Annotated in this window: 15 protein-coding genes, 1 pseudogene and 1 riboswitch; of the genes and pseudogenes, 13 read left to right on the plus strand and 3 right to left on the minus strand. The window is 66.2% G+C overall.

Annotation, left to right across the window (positions count from 1 at the left end; all coding sequences use genetic code 11):
* The 6 genes from D6T63_RS19605 to D6T63_RS18485 form a co-directional block, all read left to right on the plus strand.
* A partial coding sequence (locus D6T63_RS19605) for a hypothetical protein (protein ID WP_220725984.1) occupies window positions 1-182 on the plus strand: 182 nt, incomplete at its 5' end.
* 330 nt (window positions 183-512) lie between these two features.
* Window positions 513-1,400 (plus strand): class I SAM-dependent methyltransferase, encoded by an 888-nt coding sequence (locus D6T63_RS18465; protein ID WP_120150800.1) that lies wholly within the window; start codon window positions 513-515, stop codon window positions 1,398-1,400.
* Between the two features lie 307 nt (window positions 1,401-1,707).
* Window positions 1,708-1,820, plus strand: a riboswitch (SAM riboswitch).
* A 103-nt stretch (window positions 1,821-1,923) separates the two neighbouring features.
* Window positions 1,924-2,838: a methylenetetrahydrofolate reductase gene (locus tag D6T63_RS18470; protein WP_120150801.1), complete on the plus strand. Its 915-nt coding sequence runs from the start codon at window positions 1,924-1,926 to the stop codon at window positions 2,836-2,838.
* Between the two features lie 47 nt (window positions 2,839-2,885).
* On the plus strand, window positions 2,886-5,267 hold the full coding sequence (gene metE / locus D6T63_RS18475; protein WP_120150802.1) for a 5-methyltetrahydropteroyltriglutamate--homocysteine S-methyltransferase: 2,382 nt from the start codon (window positions 2,886-2,888) through the stop codon (window positions 5,265-5,267).
* 117 nt (window positions 5,268-5,384) lie between these two features.
* Window positions 5,385-6,737, plus strand: coding sequence for an O-acetylhomoserine aminocarboxypropyltransferase/cysteine synthase family protein (locus D6T63_RS18480; protein WP_120150803.1), 1,353 nt, complete (start codon window positions 5,385-5,387; stop codon window positions 6,735-6,737).
* Window position 6,738: 1 nt separating this feature from the next.
* Complete coding sequence (locus D6T63_RS18485; RefSeq protein ID WP_120150804.1) at window positions 6,739-7,944, plus strand: cystathionine gamma-synthase; 1,206 nt, start codon at window positions 6,739-6,741, stop codon at window positions 7,942-7,944.
* A 126-nt stretch (window positions 7,945-8,070) separates the two neighbouring features.
* On the opposite strand, the gene D6T63_RS18490 is transcribed toward D6T63_RS18485, so the two are convergent.
* Together D6T63_RS18490 and D6T63_RS18495 are read right to left on the minus strand one after the other, a co-directional pair.
* Window positions 8,071-8,601 carry a GNAT family N-acetyltransferase gene (locus tag D6T63_RS18490; protein ID WP_120150805.1) on the minus strand — a complete coding sequence of 177 codons (531 nt, stop codon included), beginning with the start codon at window positions 8,599-8,601 and terminating at the stop codon, window positions 8,071-8,073.
* Between the two features lie 15 nt (window positions 8,602-8,616).
* Window positions 8,617-10,608 carry an FAD/NAD(P)-binding protein gene (locus D6T63_RS18495; RefSeq protein WP_120150806.1) on the minus strand — a complete coding sequence of 664 codons (1,992 nt, stop codon included), beginning with the start codon at window positions 10,606-10,608 and terminating at the stop codon, window positions 8,617-8,619.
* A 301-nt stretch (window positions 10,609-10,909) separates the two neighbouring features.
* On the opposite strand from D6T63_RS18495, the gene D6T63_RS18500 reads away from it, so the two are divergent.
* The 7 genes and pseudogenes from D6T63_RS18500 (at window position 10,910) to D6T63_RS18530 (ending at window position 18,317) form a co-directional block, all read left to right on the plus strand.
* A complete protein-coding gene (locus tag D6T63_RS18500; protein ID WP_235830867.1) occupies window positions 10,910-11,959 on the plus strand; it encodes an amino acid ABC transporter permease in 1,050 nt (349 codons plus the stop codon).
* A complete protein-coding gene (locus tag D6T63_RS18505) occupies window positions 11,956-12,780 on the plus strand; it encodes an amino acid ABC transporter ATP-binding protein (RefSeq protein WP_120150807.1) in 825 nt (274 codons plus the stop codon). The genes D6T63_RS18500 and D6T63_RS18505 overlap by 4 nt, the downstream gene beginning before the upstream one ends.
* A 44-nt stretch (window positions 12,781-12,824) precedes the next feature.
* Complete coding sequence (locus D6T63_RS18510; protein ID WP_120150808.1) at window positions 12,825-13,808, plus strand: transporter substrate-binding domain-containing protein; 984 nt, start codon at window positions 12,825-12,827, stop codon at window positions 13,806-13,808.
* Between the two features lie 98 nt (window positions 13,809-13,906).
* Window positions 13,907-14,734: a DUF1684 domain-containing protein gene (locus D6T63_RS18515; RefSeq protein WP_120150809.1), complete on the plus strand. Its 828-nt coding sequence runs from the start codon at window positions 13,907-13,909 to the stop codon at window positions 14,732-14,734.
* Entirely contained in the window at window positions 14,731-15,837 is a 1,107-nt protein-coding gene (locus tag D6T63_RS18520; protein WP_120150810.1) for an LLM class flavin-dependent oxidoreductase, read from the plus strand. Before D6T63_RS18515 ends, D6T63_RS18520 begins: the two co-directional genes overlap by 4 nt.
* Window positions 15,838-15,846: 9 nt before the next feature.
* A complete protein-coding gene (locus tag D6T63_RS18525) occupies window positions 15,847-17,259 on the plus strand; it encodes an NtaA/DmoA family FMN-dependent monooxygenase (protein ID WP_120150811.1) in 1,413 nt (470 codons plus the stop codon).
* A 62-nt stretch (window positions 17,260-17,321) separates the two neighbouring features.
* A pseudogene (locus D6T63_RS18530) lies at window positions 17,322-18,317 on the plus strand (ABC transporter substrate-binding protein).
* A gap of 398 nt (window positions 18,318-18,715) precedes the next feature.
* Here D6T63_RS18530 and D6T63_RS19610 read toward each other — a convergent pair.
* Window positions 18,716-18,960 (minus strand): hypothetical protein (locus D6T63_RS19610; protein ID WP_220725985.1); only part of this gene is annotated, 245 nt, incomplete at its 5' end.

The raw sequence follows: 18,960 nt of genomic DNA on the forward strand, positions 1-18,960 counted from the left end.
CCACCACACACCACACCGGCCAACCCGCCACAGCGGCCAACCAGCCACGCGACCACCACTCCGGTCCGCCCGCCACACGACCACCACTGAGCCGGCCCGCCACACGACCACCACTGCGTCCGGCCCGCTACACAGCACAGCGGCGGCATGCGTCGACGGAGGGCAAGCAACCAGGCGGTTAGCGGTTCCCTGGTTCCAGTTCGCGGGGAGTGGCTTCATCTCAGCGCGTGCTGAGCCGCCGTCCGGAGGTATCTGATGGGTTGGATCGCCGGCGCCGCCGTTCCTCAATGCAACACATTGCGAGAGATGGAGCGTCCAACCGCTCTCGCCGCAAGCGCCGATCCGCTCAAGAGGGCCGAAATCCTAGTGAACAGTGAAGGGCCGCCATCGGCCGCGGGCGCGTTGCTCAATTCCTTTTGGGTCGGGCCCAGTTCCGGCGTGGCGAACTGAAAGCTATGGAGTTCTGAGTCGAGACCTTCCGATCGGGTGAACCGGCGTCGTACTGTGATCACGTGATCGTCCCCAGAATTTCCCAGCACGCCGTGGCGGTCGCGGATCACTACGACGAGCTCGATCCGGTTTATCGTCGGGTGTGGGGCGAGCATGTCCATCACGGTCTATGGGGGACGGGTCGCGAGACACCCGCCGAAGCTGTCGAGGCTTTGGTCGACACTGTCGGCGATCGATTGGGCCTGATGCCCGGCGATGCGTGCGTCGACATCGGCTGCGGCTATGGCTCCACCGCGAGGCAGCTCGCGATCACACGCAGGGTTCGCGTTACCGGCTTGACACTGTCCGCCGAGCAGGCCATCTTCGCCGCCGCGCTTCCCGTAGCCGACGTGGTCATCCATCTCCGCGATTGGCTCGTCAACGGGCTGACCGATGCCTCAGCCGATGCCGCCTGGGCCATCGAATCGAGCGAGCACATGGTCGACAAGCCCAGGTTCTTCGCCGAGGCGCATCGCGTGCTGTCGCCCAGCGGCCGGTTCGTGGTCTGCGCGTGGCTCGCCGAGACAGATGCCGGCGGTTGGAAGGTCCGGCACCTGCTCGAGCCGATCTGCCGCGAAGGGCGCCTGCCCTCGATGGGCACGCGCGAGGATTATGAGGCCATGGCGATAGCAGCGGGCTTTACGATCGACGGCTACGAGGATGTCAGCAGCCGCGTCGCGCGGACATGGACGATCTGCGCCCGCCGACTCGTGAAGGCGTTGCTCGTCGATCGCCACACCCGTCGCCTCGCCCTTGGCGGACGCAATCGCATGTTCCTACTGAGCATTCCCCGCCTGATCCTGGCCTACCGCACGGGGGCCATGCGCTATGGGATATTCACCCTGTCTAAGGCTGGGGAGAACGGGGAACCACGCGGCCCCGGCACATCAGCGCAGGAGGAGCCGGCTTGATTGCCCGCACCACTGCGGTCACTGACGCGTAATCCGGTTCGTCACCCGCGCACGGTCCGGTATAAGCGGTTCGCCTCGGTCGGCGCGCCGAGTGCACCAGTGCTTGCGGCGACGCCGTCGTCGTCACGCAGTCTGTCCCGGACTTGCCATGACGCTGCCGTCCGGCCGCTCCGCCACCGAGTCAAATGTGACGAATGTGACGCGGAATGTGGCCCCTGTTAAGGAGGACGCGTCAGAAAACGTCATGCAACGCCATCTCGCCGCAGCTTTGCGCCGGGGACGTGCGCGCTGCTTAGAGTAGTCCTACAAACCATCAAGAGCGGCCGAGAGATCTGGCTTGTTGACGCCGCAGCAACCATTCGACTGTCCTCCCACCAGGGAGAGCAGCGGAAGCGGTGCTCCTGCCAGAACCGATGGAGACACATCAGTGAACAAAGCTGAAGTCCCAGCGTGCTTGCAGCCGGGCATCGCTGGTTCTCAATTTGTTCGCTGATTCCCTCCCTCGGCCGTATCGAGGAGTGGAATGACATCGAACGAGTGGGCAGCAACACCGCCATCCTTGTCCTACGAGCTGTACCCGCCGGCCACCCCAAAGGCAGCCGAGGCCGTACTTCGTACAATCGACGAGCTCTCGGCTACGAACCCCGACTACGTGTCGGTGACTTTCAGCGGCACGCCCGAGCGTCGTCGGGCATCGATCGACCTAATCGAGCACCTCGTCCGCAACACCAGGCTACGTCCGCTCGCTCACCTGACCTGCGTGGGTGAAACACGCGAGAGTCTGGAGCTGCTGGTACGGCAGTTCCTCGGACTGGGAGTCAGGGGGTTGCTGGCGCTTCGAGGGGACCTCCCACAGGATCCGGACGTAGCTCGCGGCGATCTGCCTTTCGCCCACTTCCTGGTGGAGCTGATCCGGGACATCGAGGGTCGGCACACCGCCACCTTGGCGGGCGGCAGGCTGGCAGTGGGTGTAGCCGCTTACCCGAACCGGCACCCCGAATCGCCGTCGTTCCTGCACGATATCGAGGTGTTGGTGTCCAAGCAGCGTGCCGGCGCGGACTTCGCCATCACACAGGTCTATTTCGATCCCACGCACTATGTCCGGCTGGTCACAGCGGCCAGTGCCGCCGGCGTCACGATGCCGATCATTCCTGGCGTGATGCCCATGGCCAACGTCGGTCGGCTGGAACGTCTTGCCGTAATGACCGGGGTGCGTCCGGACAAAGCACTGCTGCACCGGTTGGAAACGGCGTCCGACGGCGCCGAACGTCGGCGAATCGGTGTGCAGGCGGCGGCCGTGCTGGCACAGGCAGCCTTCGATGGAGGAGCCCCCGGCTTGCACCTCTATACCTTCAATGACCACCGCGCGTCCGTCGAGGTCATCGAGCAGCTCGACCTGCCGGCTATCCGCACACTCGCCGACGTCGTCCCGGCTTGAGCCGGCCTACACGACCAGACCTCACCTTACGTACGAAGGAGAACTTCATGAGCACCGAATGTACTTTCCCCGCCGCGACAATCCTTGGCTACCCGCGCATCGGACCGAACCGAGAGCTCAAGAGGGCGGTCGAATCGTACTGGGCAGGCGGAATCGATGAGGCGGGTCTGCAGCGCGTTGCTGACGAACTGCAGGACCGCACGGTCGCGCGTCTGGTCGAGTTGGGCCTGAGCGCTGCGGACTCCTCCATCCCGGCCGACTTCGCGCTCTACGATCAGGTGCTGGATGCTACTGCTGCGCTGGGAGCCCTTCCGGCTCGTTTCGCTGACCTGGCCGGCGATGACGGTTCCGTTGGCACTGCTGAATATTTCACGCTGGCGCGCGGAGACGGCGACCGTGCACCGCTGGAGCTGACCAAGTGGTTCGATTCGAACTACCACTATCTTGTGCCCGAGATCGGCACGGCGACGACATTCTCGGCTGGGGCGCATCGGCTGACAGCGACCGTCCGGCGGCAGCGGCAGCGGGAGCGCGGCGTGGTGTTGCGTCCGGTGTTGGTGGGGCCCATCACGTATCTGCTGCTCGCCAAGGCAGAAGAGGGTTCGCCCGAAGGGTTCGACCCGCTGTCCCGTATCGACGACGCAGTCGTGGCGTACGTGGGTATTCTCGCGTCACTGGCGGAGGCAGGGGCCGAGTGGGTGCAGCTGGATGAGCCGGGCCTTGTCGGCGATCGCGGCGGTGAGTTGGCAGCCCCGGGCGGGCTGGTCGAGCGGGTGTATCGGCAGCTGGCAGGGACCGCAGAACGCCCGGCACTACTGGTCACCACCGGCTACGGCACCGCAGGCAACCCGGCAAAGCCAGGTGAGGCGCTCGCTGTGCTCGCGACTGCCGGTGTCGAGGCTGTTCATGCGGATCTCGTCAAGGGGGCCAAGCCTTCCACCGAGGCGCTGCAGGCGTTGGGCACGACACGTCTGGTTGCCGGAGTGGTCGATGGCAGGAATGTTTGGCGGAACAATTTGCAGGCCTCGCTGGAGGTGCTGGAGCACCTGCAGGGTGTGACAGGCACCGTGGTCACGGCGGCGACGTCCACCTCGCTGCTGCATGTACCGCATGATGTGCAGGCCGAGACGGCCCTGCCGGAGCACCTGCCGGCCTGGCTCTCCTTCGCGGACCAGAAGGTGCGTGAGGCGGTGGTGCTGGCGCGAGGTCTGGACGGGGGCCGACCGTCCATTGCCGCGCAACTGCAGGACGCCGATGCGGCGCTTCGCCAGCGGGCGCGCTTCGACGGCGTCGTCGTCGACCGGGTGCGCAACCGTACGCGCGATCTGACCGAGGAGGCCTTCACCCGAGGCCCCGCTGAACGGAGAGCGGAGGTGCAGCAGCAACGGCTGGGACTGCCGGTGCTGCCGACCACCACGATCGGTTCCTTCCCCCAGACCGGCGAGGTGCGAGGTGCCCGGGCTGCGGTGCGCAATGGCAGTATCTCCCAGGCGGAGTACGACCAGTTCCTGCGGCAGGAGATCGCGCGCGTGGTGCGGTTGCAGGAGGGCCTTGGGCTGGATGTGCTGGTGCACGGCGAGCCGGAGCGCAACGACATGGTCCAGTACTTCGCGGAGAACTTCGACGGTTTCGCGGCCACCGAGCAGGGGTGGGTGCAGTCCTACGGCTCGCGCTGCACGCGTCCGTCCATCCTGTGGGGTGACGTGTCCCGTCCGCAGGCCTTCACGGTGCCGTGGATCAGCTTCGCGCAGTCGTTGACCGAGCGGCCGCTCAAGGGCATGCTCACCGGTCCTGTCACCATCCTCGCCTGGTCCTTCGTTCGTGACGACCAGCCGCTGGGTAATACCGCCAATCAGGTGGCGCTGGCGTTGCGGGATGAGATCGCCGACCTCGAGGCTGCCGGGGTCGCGATCGTGCAGGTTGACGAGCCCGCCCTGCGCGAACTGTTGCCGCTACGCTCGGCGGACCACCAGGCATACCTGACGTGGTCGGTCCGGGCTTTCCGTCTGGCGACTGCGGGCGCGGCTGACCAGACACAGATCCACACGCACCTGTGCTACTCGGAATTCGGCGAAGTGATCTCGGCCATCGATGGGCTGGACGCGGACGTCACCAGCATCGAGGCCGCCCGCTCACGCCTCGAGGTCGTCGAGGACCTGGCCGGTTTCGGCTATTCCCGCGGAATCGGCCCTGGCGTATACGACATCCACTCGCCGCGCGTGCCCTCGGAGCAGGAGATCACCGCTCTCATCCGCACGGCGCTGGCTGCCCTCCCCGCGCAGCAGTTGTGGATCAACCCGGACTGTGGCCTGAAGACCCGGGGCTACGAGGAGACCGTGGTGTCGCTGCGCAACCTCGTCGCTGCAGCCAGGACTGTGCGGGAGGGCACAGACATTGGGGAGATCGAGCACGCCCTGGCACATTCCTGACCGGTCCGCGGACCCGCTGCTCCGCTTCTGCATCCCGGGGGCAGGACTGCCTGCGCAGCCCTGCCCCCGCATCTCGACCCCGACCATGTGACTACCGCTGACGAAGGAGCCCTCTCCATGAGCACCGGCGACCCTGGCTGTACAGCCACCTCCCAGATCCATGCAGGCTACGAACCGCAGGCCCCCTACCGGCCGATAGCGGTACCCATCTACCAGACCGCCGCGTACGAGTTCCCGGATTACGCATCGGCCCGGCGGATGTTCGCGCTCGAGGAACCCGGCTTCACCTACAGCCGGACAGGCAATCCGACTGTTGCGGTGCTCGAGAATCGGATAGCAGCACTCGACGGCGGCGTCGGCGCGCTGGCAACCGCCACAGGGCAGGCAGCGGTCGCCGTCGCCCTGCTGTCCCTTGTGCGGGGAGGTCAGCACATCGTCGCCTCCTCGAAGCTGTACGGAGGAACGGTGGACCTGCTCACGGACACCTTCGCGGATTTCGGGATCGAGGTCAGCTTCGCCGACCCAGCGGACCCGGGTGCCTGGCGCGCGGTGGTCCGCCCTACGACCAGGGCGTTCCTGACCGAGTCCATCGGCAATCCGTTGGCAACGCTGCAGGACCTTCCCGCAATCGCGACGGCGGCCCATGATGCCGGGGTCCCGTTGGTGGTGGACAACACCCTGGCGACTCCGGCGCTGTACCGACCGCTGGACCATGGAGCCGACGTCGTCGTCTACTCCGCCACGAAGTTCCTCGGCGGGCACGGGACAACCCTCGCCGGTGCGGTGGTCGACGGCGGACGCTTCGACTTCGCTGCCTACCCGGACAAGTGGCCGCAGATCACGCGACCGAAGCGCCGTTACGGCGGAGCGATCCTCTGGGAACGCCACGGCCACGGCGCCTACCTGGCGCTGGCACGCAGCAAGTACCTGCACGATCTCGGTCCCTCGCTCGCTCCGGCCAGCGCCGCCCAGATTCTGCAGGGGCTGGAAACCCTGGACATCCGGGTGGCCCGGCACGGGCAGAACACCCGAGAGGTGATCCAGTTCCTGGCAGGCCACCCGGCCGTCGCCGCAGTGCACCACCCCTCCACCCCGGGCCACCCCCAGGCCGAACTCCTCGCCAGGGACTTTCCGGCCGGGGCAGGCAGCGTGTTCTCCTTCGACCTGGCCGCGGACCAGGAGCACGTCGGGCCGTTCATCGACCGGCTGCGGCTATTCAAGCTGGTAGCCAATGTGGGGGACACCCGATCCCTGGTGGCGCACCCGGCCTCCATGACGCACTGCCGACTGAGTCCGGAGCAGCGCGCCGGCGCCGGCATCACGGGGAGCACCATCAGGCTCTCCGTGGGGCTGGAAGCCGCGGCGGATCTCGTCGCGGACCTGGACCTGGCACTGGCCCCGCTGGCCGGGGTCGCCGAGCCGACGGGCGGGCCCCTCGCCGCCGTCGGCCACGCAGGAACCGGCGCCTGAGATGGCTCAGTACTCGGGATTCAACACCACCGCCGTCCACGCCGGACAGGAACCGGATCCGTTGACCGGAGCGGTGATCCCACCGATCTACCAGACCTCCACCTTCGTGCAGGACGGTATCAACGTGCTGCGCGCCGGCCACGAGTACAGCCGGGGATCGAACCCCACCCGCAACGGGTTCGAAACCCAGCTGGCCGCGCTGGAACACGGGACGGCCGCTTTCGCTTTCGCCTCCGGCCTCGCAGCCGAGGACGCGCTGCTGCGTGCCCTGCTCAAGCCCGGCGACCACATCGTGCTCGGCGGGGACGGCTACGGCGGGACGAACCGGCTCATCAACGGGCTCCTGGGGCCCTGGGGTGTCACGAACACGGCCGTGGACATCACGGACCTGACAGCTGTGGGTGCCGCAGTGAGGCCAGGTTCCACCGCACTGTTCTGGGTGGAGACGCCGTCGAATCCGCTGCTCGGTATCGCGGACCTGATCGGCTGGGCCAGGTTGGCGCACGACGCCGGGGCGCTGCTGGTCGTGGACAACACCTTCGCTTCGCCCTACCTGCAGCGACCCCTGGACCTCGGCGCGGACGTGGTGGTGCACTCGACGACCAAGTACATCGGCGGGCACTCGGATGTACTCGGCGGTGCCGTCGTGGTAGCGGACCGAGCCTTTCGCGGCAAGGCGTTGGCGGAGTCCGTAGGGTACCAGCAATTTGCCGGCGGTGCGGTCGCCGGGCCACAGGACTGCTTCCTGGCCGCCCGCGGACTCAAGACCCTCGGCCTGCGCATGGAGCGGCACAATGCGAACGCCCAGGCGCTCGCCGAGTGGCTCCGGGACCAGCCCGGTGTGGCCGAGGTGCTGTATCCCGGACTGCCCGAGCACCCGGGCCACGCCCTGGCGGCGCAGCAGATGTCAGGGTTCGGCGGAATCGTCTCGTTGCGTTTCAGCGCAGGAGAGGCTGCTGCTCGCACCTTCGCAGAGTCCACGCGTCTGTTCGCCCTCTCGGTCAGCCTCGGTGGAGTGGAATCGCTGGTCTGCTACTGCTCCGAGATGACGCACGCCTCGGTGCGCGGAACCGCACTGGCGGTACCGACTGATCTCGTTCGACTGTCGGTCGGGGTCGAAGACCTTCCTGACCTGCAGCAGGATCTGGCGGCCGCGTTGCAGAGAGCACGTGAACTCTCCGGGAGGGCCGTAGTTCTCAGCGCTTGATCCTGATCGAGCGGAACGGCCCGGCAGCGACGTCGCTGCTTCGGGTCGTGTCCGCAACCCGACGACCCCGGGGCAAGCAGGCAGCCGGACGCCCTCGGCCTTCGTGGGTGTCGATTCTCCCCGTGGTCAGGCCTCTACCCCGATTCCTTCTGCGGGCAGTTCCTTAGTGAACACCAGGTGCTTCACGGCTGCCGGGTCGGCAGCGAGGTCGAATCCCGGGCTGTAGCCGGTGGCCAGGTAGAGATTCTTCGCCTCGGGCTGGCGTGGACCCGTGGTCAGGTAGATCCGGCGGTATCCGCGGCGCGCCGCCTCCGCCTCGAGCTCGTCCAGCACCCGGCGAGCCAAGCCTCGGCGGCGGTACCCGGTGTGGGTCCAGATTCGCTTGAGCTCGGCGGTCTGCTCGTCGTGGCGGCGGAAGGCCCCACCGGCTACGGTCCGCTCGTCCTCCTGCAGGATCAGCAGCGCGCCGTGCGGGGCCGCGAATTCGACGGCCGGATAGCGGCGCATCTCCGCACTGGCGCCACCGAACATGCTGCCGTACCTGCGGTCGTACTCGCGCGTGAGTCCTTCCACCAGCGGCTGCACGCGGGGATCCTCGAGCGGCAGGTGGAGCACTGTCAGATCCGGCAGGGCTCCGGACGCCGGGGTGTGTGTCATCAAGGATCCTCCGACTCAGGCCAATGAGGAGTGCAGCACGGTGATACTGGCTGCCAACCGGGTGCTGGAGAAGACATCCTGAGTTTCGGGCGCCTCTGCCAGGTCAGTGAGAATCCTTCGCGCCAGGGCGTCGCTGTCGCGGAACGGTGCGGCGTTGCTGTTCGGGCGGGAAAACGCCCCGCCGCTCCAGCCCGAGGTCGCCGGTCCGACGGCGTACAGGCCCTGCCGGGTACTGCCGTCCGGTGCGACAATCCGTGAGGAGGAGTCCACCAGCAATCTGCCGGTGCTGCCGGTTCCCGGGTCCCTGCCGGTGCGTTCCTCGCAGCCGAGGCCGGATTCGGACAGGGACTTCAGCAGCGGATTGACCGAACCTGTCATGGAAGGGCTGGGTAGCCGGGCTTCGATGAGCGCGGTCGCCGACACGATGTGGGGCACCCGCGGGGAGGATGCCGTGAAGAGCCCGGCCTTTTCGTCAGCGGCAACCTGCAGTTGGGGACCGATGAACCTGACGTAGCCGGCCTGGTGCACAGCCAGCAGTTCCCTCAGGCGGCGGGCCGGCGGACCGGAATCGACGTAGCTGAAGAAGCCGTGCCACCAGCCGCTGACCAGCCCGCGCGATGCGGGCGTGAGCGCGTCCGGTGGCACGAGCCGAGCCAGTTCGAAGTAGACGTGCAGCAATCCCAGGAACAGGCCAAGAGTCTCCGAGTTCGCGCCGCCGTCGCGCAGCCGGAGGTCCTCGCGGATGTGCTCGGCCACCTTTTCCTGCAGGTCCTCGGGGCCGGAAAAGGAGACGTCAGCCAACGGATGGTCGAATTCCTCGAACTCGAGGCGGTCGGCAGCTTCGGGGACGGATCGGGCCACCAAGGCTCGCCGCTCGTCCGAGTACCAGGCGGTGGCGTCGAAGAGTGGCAGGAAATCGGCCCACGCCAGGGTTACACGATCGGGGTGCCCGGTGAAGAGCTCACGATAGTAGCCCAGAGCAGCGTCCTTCGCCAGCAGAGGCCACAGATGCTGCTGGAAATCGAGCTGGTCATGGATCTCGAGCAGTGCGGCGACGGCGCCGGCAGTCAAATACCGTGGGGTGCCGGCTGGTTCCCCGCACAGCTCAGAGCTGATCTTGGACCGGTACGGGATCCCGCGGCGGGAGCCGGCCCAAAGGACTGGTTCGTTTCCCGAAGGGACGTACCGCAACTCGCCGCCCGGTGCTTCGACGAAGGAGCCGCCTCGGCCTTCCATGGTCAGGACGACCAGATCGATGAAGGCCAGTCCCATGCCGGAGACTATCGCTTCCTGTCCTGGTTGCAGGTCGGAGAAGTCGACGTCGTTCGTATATCCGGGTGGGGCGTAGAAGAGTCCGTGCCGGGCAGCGAAGTCGACGTGGCGGGTGGATTCGGTATCCGGAGCGGAATCCGTGTGTCCCACCGAGATCACGACGGCGTCCGCCCTCAGAACGATTCCCGTGGACAGCGTCACTTCATAACCGCCGCCTTCGGCAATGACGTGTACAGCCAGGTCCTGGTGCACGGTCACGGGCACCTGCGGGCTCAGGGCCCGGACACAGCGATGGAAGAACCATTCGAGGTACAGGCTCTGGATCCGGCGCGTCGGGAACGTCGTGGGGCGGAGGGTATGGATCTGGCGGGCCAGATCCTGGTCGGGTATGTGCACGTCCGAGATGCTGCCGTCCACGATTCCGCGGGCCCACTCGACGAGGCCGGGTCCTGCCAGGGCGGGACCGGCGCACTGCACGGAGTCGTCAGTGAACATGGTGACGTCCGACGCCATGGAATTGAGCTTCAGCAACGGGCTCTGGTCCTCTCGCCAGATGCGGCCGGAGCCAGGTCGGTACGGCTCGACGACATGCACGGCCAGCGGCCCGTCGAAGAGTGCCGGACGGTTGGCGACGAGACGTTCGAGAACGAGTGCGGCCCGGGGACCACCACCGATGAGGACGATGGACTTCCGGTCCTCGTGCGTCCCGGGCACCGGCGCTCTGTCGATCGTCATGGTGCTCCTTCCCGGGTTCCGGCCTGCATTCAGGCCCATCCTAGGAGTTGCCGGCGAGCCGACGACGAACGTCCGTAACCGTCTTTCACCGGCAGCAACATGACGCAACAAGGGGTCATACAAGCCTCGGAATATGTCACCGACGGGGCCTGTACGTCGTCGGCTTACCTCATGTGAACGCTCTTTTTGAGGGACCTGTCCGTGTGTTCTAGGTTCAGCCAATCGGCCCGGTCGTTCCGGGTATGGAAGCAGTGAACTGCACCATTCAGGGCAGGACTGCGGGACCAGAGGGAGGTGGCAGATGAATGCCGTAGCGCCGAACAGTCAGACCCGCCCGGAGATGGCGGCCACTGAAGCTGCCCTGCCCCAGTCTCCTGAGCCTGGAGTCGCTGCCCTGCGCAGCCCCGCGGGTTCGGATGGTCCCGGGCCTCTCGCGGCATGGGACTACTCCGGCTATCCCGTGGTGCCTGCCCGTCACCCGTGGCGGTGGGTCGGCACAGGACTGGTGGCCCTGTTCGTCGCCGCGATCCTGTGGTCCCTGCTGACCAACCCGCGCTGGGAATGGGACGTCGTCGCCCAGTGGTTCACGGCCGAGTCCGTGCTCCGCGGCCTGGGCGAGACCTTGAAGCTGACGGCCATCGCCGGGACCCTCGGGTTCATCCTGGGCTTCATCCTGGCGCTGATGCGGCTGTCCTCCTCGCCGCTGCTGGTCTCGGTGTCCTGGACGTTCTCCTGGATCTTCCGCTCCGCGCCGCTCCTGGTGCAGCTGCTGCTCTGGTACAACCTCGGCTACCTCTACGAGAAGGTGTCACTGGGGATCCTCTTCACGGATGTGCGTTTCTTCGAGATGCAGACCACGACCCTCATCAGTCAGTTCGCGGCTGCGATCCTCGGCCTGACGCTGAACCAGGCAGCCTATTCGTCGGAGATCATTCGAGGCGGCATCCTTGCCGTCGACCAGGGCCAGCTCGAGGCAGCTGCTGCCCTGGGCATCCCGGCCTGGCGTCGGTCCACGCGAATCGTGCTGCCGCAGGCCATGCGTTCGATCCTGCCCACGGCCTTCAACGAGATCATCGGTCTGGTCAAAGGCACGTCCATCGTCTACGTGCTCGCCTACTCCGAGCTGTTTTACACGGTGCAGGTCATCTACAACCGCACCCAGCAAGTGCTGCCCCTCCTGCTGGTCGCCACCATCTGGTACGTCGTCATCACGTCGGTGCTCAGCGTGTTCCAGTACTACATCGAGCGCCACTACTCGAAGGGCGCCGTACGCACGCTGCCGCCAACCCCGCTGCAGCGGGTCAAGCGCTTCCTCTCCACCCATGCCAGGACAGCCGAGGTCGCCCGATGAACCAGCCAGCCGTTCCGGTCCTCGAACCGGGTGCCACAGGCACCCGAGGGCTGGTGGAGATCAAAAACGTACATAAGGCGTTCGGCCACGTCGAGGTGCTGCGCGGGGTCACCCTGACCGTGCACCCGGGCGAAGTCGTGGTGATCCTGGGCCCTTCCGGGTCAGGCAAGTCCACGCTGCTGCGCACCATCAACCACCTTGAGAAGGTCGACGCCGGCCACATCGCCGTGGACGGCGACCTGGTGGGCTACCGGGCCCGCGGTGGGAAGCTCCACGAGCTGAGGGAAAGGGAAATCCTGGCTCAACGCACGCACATCGGCATGGTGTTCCAGAGTTTCAACCTCTTCCCGCACCTGACCGCCGTCGAGAACATCATCGAAGCCCCCATCTACGCCCAGCACCGCTCCAAGGGTCAGGCCCGCGCACGTGCCCTCGAACTGCTCGAGCGTGTCGGTCTGTCGGACAAGACCGACGTCTACCCACGCCAGCTCTCAGGTGGCCAGCAGCAGCGCGTGGCGATCGCCCGGGCCCTGGCCCTGGAGCCGAAGGTCGTCCTGTTCGACGAACCCACATCAGCGCTGGACCCGGAACTGGTCGGTGAAGTACTGGATGTAATTCGCAACCTGGCCGATTCCGGCACCACGCTGATCGTCGTCACGCATGAGATGGGCTTTGCTCGGGACGTCGCCGACCGCGTGGTGTTCATGGACCAGGGGCAGATCGTCGAGGAGGGCACCCCGCTGCAGATCTTCGGTGCACCCCGGCACGAGCGCACCAAGGCTTTTCTCTCGAAAGTGATCGAACCGGCTTTCAACCTCTGACACCGAAAAGACTCCCGACCCACATCCACGCAAGGGGAAAACCTGTGACACCTACGAAGTCTCGACCGATCCCGGCTCTGTCCGCGGTAGCCGCCGTCCTGCTGGCCGTGGCCGGCTGCGCCGACCCGGAGGCAGCGGGCGCGCCCGGCGGAACCAGCGCGTCTGCCGAGCCGGCAGCCAACGGCGTCGTCTACAACCTGGCACCTGAACAGAACCGCATCCGCACGGAGAAGGACGCTGTCCTGGCCGCGCAGGTTCCGGCCGACATCGCGGAGGACGGAGAACTGACCGTTGCCGTGAGCCCGTTCGCAACTCCGCTGTCCGTCTACGCAACGGACGACAAGACCGTGATCGGCAATGAGACGGACATCGCACAGCTGGTCGCGGACAAGCTCGGTCTGGAATTGGACCTGCAGGCCACCTCCTGGGAGAACTGGCCGCTGAAGACGCAGTCCGGCGATTTCGAAGCCGTGTTCTCGAACGTCGGAATCAACGCCGATCGAGTCCAACTGTTCGATTTCGCCCCCTACCGGGCCGCTTTCATGGCCTTCGAAGCCCGCAGGGATTCAGACCTCGTTGTTGACGGATCTGCTGACATCTCGGGCCAGAAGGTCGCCGTCGGCTCCGGTACTAACCAGGAGAAGATCCTGCTGGCCTGGAACGAGGAGCTCGAGGACGCGGGCGAGTCCCCGGCCGAACTGCAGTATTACGGCAATGATGCGGACACTATCCTGGCTCTGTCCTCCGGTCGCCTGGACCTGAACCTCTCTCCGTATCCGAGCGCCAGCTACCGCGAGAACACGCGCGATGACCTGAAGATCGTCGGCAGGGTGAACGCAGGCTGGCCATCGGAGACCCTGGTCGCGGCGACCACCCTGCGCGGAAACGGGCTCGTCGAGCCCATCGCGGGAGCCATCGACTCCGTCATCGAGGACGGCAGCTACGCGAAGGTACTGGAGCGCTGGGGCCTGACCGACGAGGCCATCCCTGGGTCGGACGTGGTTAACGCCGCGAACTTCGGCAAGTAGGTACAGCCATGAAGTTCCAGGTACTGGACATCGGCCGGCACGTGAAAAACCCAATGGCAGCCACCCCGACGCTACCCACCCCATGAACAGGAGCAACCATGCCTACGCACACTGATACGGCGCCCTTCACCGCCGCCTGGGAGCAGTGGCACGCGGCCCACGAACGCCAGCGTGCACACCCGCACGGCTTCCTCGCGGTCAGCCACCTGCATTGGTTGACCAGCTCCGCCGTCCGGCTGGCAGGTGCTCCCGGAAGGTGGAGTGTGGAGGGCGACTCCGTCCGCATCCTGTTGACGGCCGGCGAGAGCCTGCAGCGCGACGGGCAGGAACTGAACCCGGAGGACGGCACCACGATCGGTCTCGGCCCCATCGAGGAGAGGGGTGGAATCGATCTCACGGCCGGAAGCTCGGTGATCGAGGTGGCCAAGCGAGGCGGCAGGTACATTGTCAGGCCGCGCAATCCCGCGAACGGACTGTTGCGGAACTACCGCGGAACGCCCTCCTACGCACCGGACCCGGGATTCGCCGTCGCCGGCGCATTCGTGCCGTTCCCCGCCCCCCGGCCCATTACCGTGGGGGCCGTCGTCGAAGGTGTGCAGCACGTCTACGAGGCGCCAGGCGAGATCCGCTTCGAGCTGGCCGGTCGAAAACTGACGCTGACGGCCTTCAACGGCCATGTGCCCGGATCTCTGTCGGTCCTCTTCACCGACCAGACATCCGGGCGTACGACCTACGCCGCCAACCGCTCGCTTTCCGTCGTCCCAGCCGCAGATGGGTCCGTGCAGCTTGATTTCAACCGAGCCGTGAACCTGCCCTGCGCCTACACCGACCTCGCCACCTGCCCGCTGCCACCGGCAGAGAACCGGTTGCCGGTGGCCGTCGAGGCCGGCGAGAAGATCCCCTACGAACGTCAGGACCAGCAGTGAGCACGACAGATGGCTTTTCCTCGGAAGCGCGCAGGGCCGGGTTTTTGGCCATCGAGCTGGACGGAGCAGGGTGGGACGGTACGGGGGTGAGAGGAGATGACGTGTTCGCGAGTCTCGCCGCGGCCGTCCTCGCTGTCGAGACCGCTGGTTTCCACGTGGCAACCTTCGCGGACTCTCCGCTGCCCGGTCGGGCGAATGCGCTGCAACGCGCTGCTTACGCCGGGCCGATCACGCGCACTATCGTCCTGGTTCCCGAGGTGGACACCGTCTACACCGAGCCGTTCCACGTCTCCATTCAGCTCGCGACCCTCGATTACGTCTCCGGCGGCCGTGCCGGTTGGATTGCGACGGCAGCAGAGTCGTCCGAAGCGGCAGCCGCCGTGGGGCGTGCCGCCGTCAGCGGTGCCGCTCTGCCGCTGGAGGCCGCCGCTTCCATAGAGGTGTCCCGCCGGCTGTGGGACTCCTGGGAGGACGACGCCGTGATTCGTGACGTCTCCACCGGTCGCTATATCGATGCGGACAAGCTGCACTATGCCGATTACCGAACCCCGACAGGGATCAGCCCGGCGTACTCGGTCAAGGGTCCGTCCATCATTCCGAGGCCCCTTCAGGGGCAGTTGCCTGTGCTTGTTCCGGCGTCGCTCGTGGGCGAGGGGCAGGTCCCGGCGGACGCCGTCGACGCTGTGCTCGTCACCGCGCCGACACCCGAACTGCTCGCGGCCGAGATCGCGGACGTCCGGGACCGGCTGGGGCAGTCGGTTGCGCTTGTTGCCGAACTCGATGTCGTCCTGGACGCGCGAGGGCAGCCGGCGACGGAGCGGGCGGTCGGCACGGGAGGTGACCGCGCGCGCTACGTCGGTTCTGCAGGCGGGTTGACTGCCTTCCTTGGTCAGCTTCTGGTTGAAGCCGACGGCGTCCGGCTCCACCCGGCGTCGCTCGTCGTGGAACTGGACGAGCTCGCACGGCTGGTCCTCCCGGAACTGAGGCGCAGTGGTGCACTCCGTCCCATGGTTCAGGACGGCACATTCCGGGACCTGCTCGGACTTCCACGCCCGACCAGCCGCTACACGAATTCCCATATTGCCGCTGCAGCCGAAAACTAAGGGGACCTCATGCCACAGCACACCCGTGCTCTATCCGAAGCCGGTGTTTCCACTCCGACCGGCGAGTTGCAGTTCGGCGTCTTCTTCCAGGGCGTCAACTCCGGGACCATCTGGAAGGCAGCCGAATCCGGCTCACAGACGGACTTCGAATCATTCCGCCGAATTGCCCAGACGGCTGAGCGGGGGCTGTTCGCCGCCTTCTTCCTGGGTGAAGGACTACGCCTGAGGGAACACCTCGGCCAGCCGCACGCACTGGACGTCGCAGGCAGGCCGGACGCGCAGACCATGCTGGCAGCGCTGGCATCCGTGACCAGCCACATCGGGTTGGTCGCCACCCAGAACACCACCTACAACGACCCTGCGGATCTGGCACACCGGCTCTCCACCCTCGATCTGCTCTCCGGGGGTCGTGCCGCATGGAATGTGGTGACGACCGACAATGCCTGGACCGGTGAGAACTTCCGCCGCGGCGGCTACCTGGATCACGCTGATCGCTACACCCACGCGGAGGCTTTCGTCGAGACTGCCAAGGCCGTGTGGGACTCCTGGGGGCCGGACGCCGTTGCCCGACAGGGTACGAACGGGAGCCGACCGGAGGGCGGGGCGTCACGCCGCGTGCACCATCAGGGGCAGCACTACACCGTGGATATCAGCCCCCGCCTGCCCCGCAGCGCCCAGTACCGCCCGGTGCTGTTCCAGGCCGGAGATTCGCCTGCCGGGCGGGACTTCGCCGCCCGGCAGGCGGACGTCATCTTCTCCGGACATCCGCAGTTCGACGACGCCGTCGCCTTCCGGGCGGACATCACCGCGCGCACGGTCCGGGCCGGGCGTCCGGCCGACGCGGTGAAGATCATGCCGGCCAGCGAGTTCATCCTGGCCGCGACGAGCGCCGAGGCCGTGGAGAAACAGGCGTGGGTACGCGAACTCCAGATCGGCCCGCAGCAGGCTGTTGCCTACCTCGAGCAGTTCTGGGGCCGGCGGCTGGACGGCTGGGACCCGCATGGGCCGCTGCCGGACGTCGGCCCTGCGGTCGAGGAGACCTCGGAGACCCGGGGCAGCGGATTCCACGGCGCAAAGGCGGCGGAGCTGACCGCGCAGTGGCGGCAGGAGGCCGCAGAGAAGGAGCAGAGCATCCTGCAATTCGTCCGTGCCAAGGCCGGACGGGCAGATGCCTCCTTCGTGGGCTCGTACTCCGAGGTGGCCGACAAGCTCGCCGCCTACGCCGCCGTCGGCGCCGTCGACGGTTTCAACATCTCCCCGTGGCTGATTCCTACGGGCCTGGACGACATCGTCAATCACCTGGTGCCCGAACTGCAGGACCGCGGGGTCTACCCCACGGAATATCGCGGTTACACCCTGCGCGAGAACCTGGGCCTCGCGGTCCCGGAACGTGCATCCGTCGGCGAACCAGCTGTCCGCTGACGCCCTGCACCACGATCCATTCGATACCGGACCGAAAGGCTTGCCCCATGAACAGCACCGCCATGTCGCCCACTCGTCGCTCCCGCCCCGGTGTATTGCTGGGTACCACCCTGTTCGTTCCGGCACTGCTGGGGCTGGCCGGTTGCGCAGATCCCGGATCGGCAGCGGCGGGCGGACCGACGCCGGTGAACGCTGCAACCTCGGCGTCCTCCGTCGTCGAGTTCAACCTCGAGCCGCAGCAGGACCGCTTCACCTCCGACGCCTCGGCTCCGGCGCAGGCACTTGTGCCTGAGGGGGTCAGCGCCGACGGAAAACTGAGCGTTGCTGTGAGTCCCTTCGCCGCACCACTGGCGCTGTACGCGACCGACAACAAAACCGCGATAGGCAATGAGGTGGACATCGCCTACGCCCTCGCCGGGTCGTTGGGCCTCGAGGCGGAGGTGATTCCTGTTGCCTGGGCCGACTGGCCCCTTGGCGTGGAATCCGGCAAGTACGAGGCCGTGATCAGCAACGTCACCGTCACGGAGGAGCGCAAGTAGAAGTTCGACTTCGCCAGCTACCGCAACGACTTGCTCGGCTTCTACGCGACGTCAGATTCCCCGATCAGCGAGATCGCGGAGGCGAAGGATGTCGCCGGACTGCGGGTGATCGTAGGTTCGGGGACGAACCAGGAGAAGATCCTGCTGGAGTGGGACGCCGAGAACACCAAGAATGGGCTGGAGGCGGTCGAATTCCAGTACTACGATGACGATTCGGCATCCTCGCTGGCACTGCAATCGGGCCGGGCCGATGTGAGCTTCGGCCCCAACGCTACCGGCGCCTACAAGGCCAAGGCAGACGGCCAATCCAAGCTGGTGGGGCTCGTCGACGGCGGCTGGCCGAAAAAGGCCAGCATCGCGGTGGCCACCGAAAAGGGCAATGGATTCGCCGCTGCTGCACAGGCCGGCCTGAACCACCTGATCGACAACGGCACGTATGACGAGATCCTGAACCGCTGGGGACTGACCACCGAGGCCATCGAAAGGTCCGAACTCAATCCACCGGGCCTGGGTTCGTAGGACTGATCCACTCTGGTCCGGGCTCGTACCACTCGGACCAGTAGGTTATTCGGGCTGCCGTCATGCGGGATCAGGCTCGCCCGCTCAAGAGGCCGCGGCGGTATGCAGCCCCGAAGACCGTCCGCGGATGGCGCGTGGAACCTGTTGGCGGGTACCTACAGTTCACGGCGCCCGACGGCTTCGACCCGGGACTTCCGAGGCTGTCCCGGTGGGCGCGGGGCGCCGCCGGGCGGAGTGAGGCAGGCAACGCCCTGTCGGTTTGCCGGAGCAGGATCTGCCGTGTAATGTTTCATGAGTTGCCCCGGTGAGGGCAGCCAACCCCTACAAAAACCAGCGGTCAGTCAGTGCGCTCCAAATGGAGCCGCAATCTGACCTCTATTTGCCATGGGATTGCTTTGTTATATCCGAATTTGCAAGCTATAAGCTAAAGCGGCGGATTTGACAAGGGAAAAGGAATTGAAATAAGCTATGAACATAACGGCGAAGGAAAACAGGCCAGGCAGGGCGTTGAAGCGCCAGGCCTGCAAGTAATCGAACGTTCCTGTTGTTTGAGAACTCAATAGTGTGCCAAGTTTGTTGATACCGATTGTTTTTTGATTGGTTGAATTTGCTGGTTGTCGCGCACCTTGTGTGTGGTGGCTGG

This window comes from Arthrobacter cheniae (genome assembly GCF_003602275.1).
GTDB classification, from domain to species: Bacteria; Actinomycetota; Actinomycetes; order Actinomycetales; family Micrococcaceae; genus Arthrobacter_D; species Arthrobacter_D cheniae.